The following is a 6292-nucleotide window of genomic DNA, read 5'->3' as shown; positions in this document are numbered from 1 at the left end:
CACAGGATCAGACGAAGGCCGCCCCCACGTCCGGCAAACTCCCTGGTGAGTGACCCCGTTCGAGACGTCGTTCGAGACCGGAAGAAAAAGAACAACCTCAGTAGGTGTTTTTGAACCTGGTGCGGCAGGTCAAGCCATGTGGCATGGCACGGGGGTGCAGCGTTCACGGCGCCGACAGGGTCCGGTCGGCCCCAGTCAAGCGGCCTCGATCAGCCCAGCGACGCAGTCGCCGCGCGGAGGTCCTCCAGGGCTGCCAGTGCATGTGGCGCGAGCCCTTCCGCGTCATCACGATCGCTTTCGGACCACTGGGCGTAGCCCCGCTTGAACGCGAGGACTCCCAGCTCGCCCGCGAGGTGCGCGGTCGGGTCGGGGACACCGCGGGCGATGAGCGCGGCTGTCATGGCGGCCGCGAGACCGACGCTCTTGAGGGTGTCGCGCTCCTGGAGTTCGGTGCTGGCTGCCACGGCTGCTTTGATGCGGGGGCCGAGTTCGCGGTTCGTCGGCCCCATGGCGCTCGATGCGCGTACGAGACCGGCTGCCACGGCTTGGAGCGGGCTGGCGCTCGCCGGGGCTTCGGTGATGCCGTCGGCGAGCAGCCTGCTGAGTGTCTCCTGCCCGGCGACCAGTAGCTCGCGCTTGTCGGCGAAGTGCCGGAAGAAGGTGCTCTTGGTGACGCCGGCGCGCTCGGCGATCTGCGTCACCGTGGTGGCGTCGTACCCCTGCTCGGTGAACAGGTCGACGGCCGCAACGACGAGTCGCTGGGCCGCCCCTGGTTGCCATCTAGCCATGAGATCAGGATAGGTGATGGGACACCTGTCCCGTCGCCGTGTATGGTCAGTGATGGGATAATGGTCCCATCACTTTCGGGGAGAGCTCATGCATGTCTTCGTCACCGGCGGTACCGGCACCATCGGCTCCGCCGTCGTCGCCGAACTGCTCGGCAACGGCCACACCGTTCTCGCACTGGCCCGCTCGGACGGCTCCGCGCAGGCCCTTGAGAGAGCTGGTGCCAAGGTGCTGCGAGGAGAGCTGGCAGACCTCGACGTCCTGCGGTCCGGCGCCGCACAGTGCGATGGCGTGCTCAGTCTGGCGTTCGGACGCGACTACAGCAGCCCGGACGCGCTCGCGCACGCCATAGCCGAGGAGAGCGCGGCTGTCGCCGCGCTGGGGCAGGAACTCATCGGGAGCGACCGCCCGATCGTCACGGTTTCGGGTACACCGTGGGTCCCGGGCCGTGCCTCCACCGAGGCCGATCCGCTGCCGACCGACGGACCGGTGGGCGGTCGGGGCCGTTCGGTCACGGCGCTGCTGGATCTCGCCTCGCGAGGTCTGCGCAGCATGGCCGTCCGCATGCCGCGCACGGTCCACAACGAGGGCCAGGGCGGATTCGCCGGTCTGCTGGTCGATGCGGCGCGCCGTACCGGAGTGGCTGGTTACCCGGGTGACGGCACCCAGCGCTGGCCGGCCGTGCATGCGCTCGACGCAGCGGTCCTTTTCCGCCTGGTCCTTGAGTCGGCACCCGCCGGGACGTCCTGGCACGCCGTCGGCGACGAGGGCGACGCGGTGCGGGACATCGCGACAGTCATCGGCCGACGACTGGGCCTGCCGGTCGAGGAAGTCCCGCAGGAAGACTTCGGCCCGTTCGGCCCGATCTTCGCCATGGACCAGCCGGCATCCAGCGCCCACACCCGCAATGCCCTCGGATGGCAGCCGGCGCACTCCAGCCTCCTCAAGGACCTGGAGAACATCCAGCCCTGACGCACGCCCGTTGTCTTCCGCGTCCACTGGCTCGTGCGCAGGTCCGTTCTGCGGCAGGCCGGTGCGTCCGAGGCGGAGCAGGAGGCCGCGAAGACGGACGCGCTGAAGGCGCGCACGACGGTGGGCGAGGCCCTGACCGAGCTCCAGCTGCTGACCGACGACCCGTGCGTCCTGGCGCTCGCCGACCGGGTCGTCGACGTCACCTTCACCCTGCACGAGGCCGCCGACCGGGCCGACCGTGACCGTCGCTTCGATCTCGCCCGGGCCGCGCACAACACGTTCGTCGCCGCCGCCGGCCGGCTCGTACGGGCCTGACTCGTACAACTGCGGGATGGGGGCGCGTTTCCGCTGCGCCGTACGGCAGGCGTGCGCCTTTGCACGGCACCCCGGGCGATAGGGCGGCAGTCGGGTGGGGCAGCATCTGCTCAGCCATCGCCTGACCATGAGGGGTCGTCATGCGTTCCACCCGCCGTGCCGCTTCATCTGCCCTGCTCACCTGTCTGATGCTCGTGGGCTGCTCTCCCACTGCACTGGACGGTTCGGCGCCGTCCGGGAGCGCGAGCGGTGCGGCGGGTCCGTCGGGTGCCGGCGGGGCCGGGCGGGCGATCGCGGTGGGGGCGGGTCCGCAGAAGACATACACGGTCCAGAAGCAGCCGGCCGCGGGCACCTGCCACTACCGGTATCTCAAGGGCGAGCCGTTGGAGGATCCGAAGTGCACGCCCGGCGCGATCTCTCCGGCGGTCACGCAGTCGAACCTGAAGTCGACGATCTGCCGCAAGGGCGGCTACACCTCGGGCATCCGGCCCTCCACGTCCGTCACGGGCAGGGAGAAGAAGCTCAACGCGGCCTCGTACGGCTTCACGGGCAGCATGTCGGATGCCGAGTACGACCACCTGATCAGCCTGCAGCTGGGCGGAGACCCCAACGACTACCGCAACTTGTGGGTGGAGCCCGCCGACCCCGGTCACAAGAAGGGCTCCGGGGTGAACAACGCGAAGGATCCGGTGGAGACGAAGCTGCACACCGCGGTCTGCAAGGGCACCGTCACTCTCGCCGCTGCGCAGCAGGCGATCGTCACCGACTGGACCACCGCCCTCAGCCGCCTTGGCCTCGGCTGAGAGAGATGCTGCGAACCCGGACACCCGACTACAGGCTTACGGCGGTCGTGCACAGGCGAAAGCCCCGGCTGGACGGGGGAGACCAGCCGGGGCCGTGAGCGGTGGCGTGCGGAGGGCGGTCGCCTCTCGGCGGAGGGCTCCATGGGGCTTCAGCCGAACGATCGTCCCCATGGGCTATAGGTGAGGCCCGGGGACACTGTCCCCTCCGCAGCCACATATGAGTGAACGGTCAACCATCCTGGGTTGTTCCCGCCTACGCCCCCGGCGACTGTGAGCTGGCGAACATGCCTTGCCACAGGCGCCAGTTGAGGTAACCGGAGACCAGGGCGTTGAACCCGCCCGGATGGCCTGGGAGGTCAACAACGTCGGTGGCACGATGAGTTGGGACGGAAGGCGGGGGTTTCGTGCGGGGTGACAGACGGCAGATCCAGACGGCGGTCCTGGGCGGCGCGGACTCGGAGGAGCCGCCGATGCTGCCGCTGGAGGCGATCGAACTGGACGCCTTCCGCCGCTGGCACGAGCACGACACGTTCTGGTGCGGGCTGCTGCTCGGAGGCTGCGGCCTACAGTTGACCACCAAGCTGCACACCGAACGGGTCCCTTCCCTGACAAGTCCAGCGTGTTGAACTGAGGTGTTTCTCTTCAGCAGCCGGGCCAACAGCTGGTGACGTTATGGTGAACGGCGCCACTGACAACGACTTATCGGCGCAGGTCAGGCACTCGCCTTCGCGGCGCGGTGAGCGCGCACGTGGCATGCAGTTGAGCAGTAGCGGGACAGAACGACCAACTCCCTTGCGACGATTATCAATTGACGGTCCAAATGTTGGCGGGACGCGGGAGGGGACTTGCCGGACAACCCTTCATACCCCCCGGGAGAGCGCCTGAGGCTGCTCCGAAATTCGGCGGCTTTCGTAAGACTTGAGCCCGACTTGAGCTTTGCGGTGATGTGAGTCGGCCTGGATGGTAAAGCAATCCTCAAGATCATTGACCTTTCAAGTTTCGCCGCGCTAGCTTCCACTCACGCCGTAAACGACCAGACCAGCGCGGCGCAAGCGGGGGGCGAAATCAAAGGCGATCAGCCATGTCTCCGGCGAATTTCACAGCCGCACTTCATGCGGCTTCACTAGACCCGCCGAGCGACCCAGAAATTTAGGGAACGCCGGTGGAATCGGGGAATCGGGGATTTCTTTCGTGACCAAGATATCTGGCAGACGTCTGTCTCTGGCCACTGCGGTGAGTGTCGTAGCCGCATCGGCGGTGATCGGCCTGGGACTGTCGTCGCCGGCCAGTGCCGTCTGCACACAGAGCACCAGCGACTCACCGGGCTGCGGCAGCACCAGCAGCCCGTCCCCCAGCACTTCACCCTCGCCGTCGGCCACCGATGTCAAGCCGACGGGCGGCGCAGCGCTGCCCACCAGCGGACCGACGATCACCGCGGCGCCCAGCCCGAGCACCCTGACCCCGGTGTCCGGCGCCGCCACGGTCAAGGGTGTCTTCACCCTGGGCAACGGCTCACCGTTGGCCGGCGCCACGGTGACCCTGACCCCGGTGGACGAGGCGCTGCCGGCGGACGGCAGCAGCATCACGCCGACGACCGTGGGCACGGCGACCACGGCCTCGGACGGCAGCTGGTCGTTCACGCTGCCCTCGACTCTCCCAAGCAGTCTGCAGACCTACGCGGACGACAACGGAGGCGTGCTCTCCCTGGAGGCAGCCTTCTACGGCCAGGCGCCGGACGGCACGCTGCTGACCGGTACCGACTATGTGGACGCGGGCGTGGCCACCGGTTCCGCGACCACGGAGGGCTCGGCCGCGGCCCGGGCCGAGACGCCGGACACCGTGGCGATCCACCCCGACGTGGACACCACGCAGGTCACGCCTGCGGATTCGACCCTGGTCGACACCGCGGACAGCGCGGACGACTCTTCCGCCGCATCCGCGAACACCTACCAGTCGGTGGACGGTGCATCGACCACGGGCTTCAGCCCGGACGTGGTCGACGGTGTGGACTACAGCGCCGTGAAGCCGAAGGTCGGCGTGCCGGTCTGCGTGCCGAGCAAGCATGTGGTCAAGCAGCACGACTACTACACCACCATCGGTGAAGGGCACGCCTTCTACGACACCACCGCCGCCTTCGAGTACAACAACACCCTCTCCAGCACTTGGGGCGTGGCGACCAGCGTCGACGGCGAACACTGGTCCATCACCGGAAAGATCTCCCGCAAGAACACCACCGGCCACGCCGTCGGCTTCGCGAACCAAGGGCCGCGCTGGGCCAAGCGCTTCCAGATTCCCATCGAATACCAGGACGTCGACCACCAGGTCGTCTGCCCCTACAAGACCACGCACACGTACTCCATCGTCCCAGTGAAGTACGACATCCCCTCCGGGGGTGCTGTATCGAGGTACGGTGCCGATGTCAGTTACAAGGACGGACCAACCCCGTACCAGGCCTCCAACGCGGCGTACCGCGCGGTTCTCGCGAAGAAGACGTACGCGACCATCACCACCGGAAACTCGATCACCTACGGTGTCGCAGTCAAGGTGTTCGGGGTGGCGCTCAGCCTCGACACGGAGTACGGCGCGTCCCACTACCAGAAGATCTCTGCCGGATCGGGTGGCCAGGAGCACGACATCTGGGGCGCCAAGGGCAAGATTTCAGGGAACCCCGGTGTCATCTACTCGTACTAGCCGCCACGTTCGCACCCGGTCTCTCGCTGTGGCGGCCCTGCTGGCCTGTGCGACAGGGTGTGCGGGCGCGACGGGCGGCGGGGTTGCCACGGGGACGGCGCTGCAGGGGGAGGGGCCGACAACGACCGGGGCCATCGGCTTCTCGGACGTGAAGGTCGGCGGCATCTTCCGCATGGCCTTCCCCCTGACGAGGAACATCTCCAAGCAGGCCGTCTCCGTCACCGGGGTCAAGCTCCTGAACGTCCCGGCGGGCGGCAAGGTGCTCGGTTACTCGGTCTACTCGGTGAAGGACACGCCCGGCTACCGGCTGGGCTACCAGGAGACTGCCCACCCCACAGCCGGCGACGTGGACCTCGACAAGTACCCGAACTACGCCGGACACCCGTACACCATCAAGCCGGGGGCACTCAGCGACAAGTACGCGGTGATACGGCTCAAGGTCACCGCAAAGGTGACCAAGCCCATCACCGGCTGCGAGGCGGACTACACCCAGGCCGGGAAGACCTACCACCAGACCCTCACCTGCAGGTTCCAGCTCGACATGACCTGAGCGAACTCGACGGCACGGCCACCTCCTGCTGTACGGCCCACCTGTGACGGGGGGGGGCGCCCGCCCGGGGGGGGGGGGGGGCGGGGGGGCGGGGGGCCCCCCCCCCCGCGGGGGGGCGCGCACAGGGGGGGAGACAAACGCCGAAGGGGGGGGCGGGGGAGACGAGGCGCCCGCC

General features: G+C 68.1%; 8 protein-coding genes. 6 read left to right on the top strand and 2 right to left on the bottom strand.

The window, feature by feature from the left end; translation table 11 throughout:
- Window positions 1-209: 209 nt before the first annotated feature.
- Complete coding sequence (locus tag ACFXC1_RS50180; protein WP_381256896.1) at window positions 210-788, bottom strand: TetR/AcrR family transcriptional regulator; 579 nt, start codon at window positions 786-788, stop codon at window positions 210-212.
- Window positions 789-876: 88 nt separating this feature from the next.
- Here ACFXC1_RS50180 and ACFXC1_RS50175 point away from each other — a divergent pair, with 88 nt between their 5' ends.
- The 4 genes from ACFXC1_RS50175 (at window position 877) to ACFXC1_RS50160 (ending at window position 3502) form a co-directional block, all read left to right on the top strand.
- Window positions 877-1758 (top strand): SDR family oxidoreductase, encoded by an 882-nt coding sequence (locus ACFXC1_RS50175; RefSeq protein ID WP_381256894.1) that lies wholly within the window; start codon window positions 877-879, stop codon window positions 1756-1758.
- Between the two features lie 33 nt (window positions 1759-1791).
- Window positions 1792-2073, top strand: a complete 282-nt coding sequence (locus ACFXC1_RS50170) for a hypothetical protein (RefSeq protein ID WP_381256891.1) — start codon at window positions 1792-1794, stop codon at window positions 2071-2073.
- 140 nt (window positions 2074-2213) lie between these two features.
- The gene (locus tag ACFXC1_RS50165) at window positions 2214-2876 is read left to right on the top strand and encodes a hypothetical protein (RefSeq protein WP_381256889.1); all 663 of its coding nucleotides are present in this window, start codon (window positions 2214-2216) and stop codon (window positions 2874-2876) included.
- Window positions 2877-3280: 404 nt separating this feature from the next.
- Window positions 3281-3502 carry a hypothetical protein gene (locus tag ACFXC1_RS50160; RefSeq protein ID WP_381256888.1) on the top strand — a complete coding sequence of 74 codons (222 nt, stop codon included), beginning with the start codon at window positions 3281-3283 and terminating at the stop codon, window positions 3500-3502.
- Between the two features lie 471 nt (window positions 3503-3973).
- Here the strand turns inward: ACFXC1_RS50160 and ACFXC1_RS50155 are convergent, their stop codons facing one another.
- The gene (locus ACFXC1_RS50155) at window positions 3974-4363 is read right to left on the bottom strand and encodes a hypothetical protein (RefSeq protein ID WP_381256885.1); all 390 of its coding nucleotides are present in this window, start codon (window positions 4361-4363) and stop codon (window positions 3974-3976) included.
- Here ACFXC1_RS50155 and ACFXC1_RS50150 point away from each other — a divergent pair.
- Both ACFXC1_RS50150 and ACFXC1_RS50145 read left to right on the top strand, forming a co-directional pair.
- Window positions 4341-5567, top strand: coding sequence for a hypothetical protein (locus tag ACFXC1_RS50150; RefSeq protein WP_381256882.1), 1227 nt, complete (start codon window positions 4341-4343; stop codon window positions 5565-5567). The genes ACFXC1_RS50155 and ACFXC1_RS50150 overlap by 23 nt on opposite strands.
- Window positions 5568-5595: 28 nt before the next feature.
- Entirely contained in the window at window positions 5596-6117 is a 522-nt protein-coding gene (locus tag ACFXC1_RS50145) for a hypothetical protein (protein ID WP_381256879.1), read from the top strand.
- The last annotated feature ends 175 nt before the right edge of the window (window positions 6118-6292 follow it).

It is taken from the genome of Streptomyces hokutonensis, from assembly GCF_042751305.1.
Taxonomy (GTDB): domain Bacteria; phylum Actinomycetota; class Actinomycetes; order Streptomycetales; family Streptomycetaceae; genus Streptomyces; species Streptomyces hokutonensis_A.
This window is presented reverse-complemented; position numbering and strand designations above follow the sequence as displayed.

Bases quoted from the DNA above. Each gene is read 5' to 3' on its own strand.
- ACFXC1_RS50180 (WP_381256896.1), bottom strand. From the start codon at position 788: ATGGCTAGATGGCAACCAGGGGCGGCCCAGCGACTCGTCGTTGCGGCC.
- ACFXC1_RS50165 (WP_381256889.1), top strand. From the start codon at position 2,214: ATGCGTTCCACCCGCCGTGCCGCTTCATCTGCCCTGCTCACCTGTCTG.
- ACFXC1_RS50175 (WP_381256894.1), top strand. From the start codon at position 877: ATGCATGTCTTCGTCACCGGCGGTACCGGCACCATCGGCTCCGCCGTC.